The 288-nt window shown below is 53.8% G+C and carries 1 protein-coding gene; it reads left to right on the top strand.

The features are described 5' to 3' along the window. Positions 1 to 38: 38 nt before the first annotated feature. Positions 39 to 288 (top strand): glycerophosphodiester phosphodiesterase (locus QP415_RS11505; RefSeq protein ID WP_285100170.1); only part of this gene is annotated, 250 nt, incomplete at its 3' end.

Below are 288 nucleotides of genomic sequence, written 5' to 3'. Positions count from 1 at the left end.
GAAGTTGGCGCAGTTTATTTCGGAGAGCAGGCTTGTTCATGATCCCGGTTTCTTCTCGCGTCGGGCCGATCATTCTTGCCCACAGGGGAGGCAACGAGGTCGCGCCTGAAAACTCGCTTGAGGCATTCGCTGATGCACGTCAGCTCGGTATCCGCCACATTGAAACCGATGTTCATCTGACCGCTGATGGCAAGGTTGTTGTCCACCATGATCCGATGATCGATCGCGTGTACAACGGTTCTGGTCTGATTGCTCAGATGACGTGGGATGAGTTGAAGACGTACACGA

This window comes from Pauljensenia sp. UMB3104 (assembly GCF_030217285.1).
In the GTDB taxonomy this organism is placed as follows: domain Bacteria; phylum Actinomycetota; class Actinomycetes; order Actinomycetales; family Actinomycetaceae; genus Pauljensenia.
This window is presented reverse-complemented; position numbering and strand designations above follow the sequence as displayed.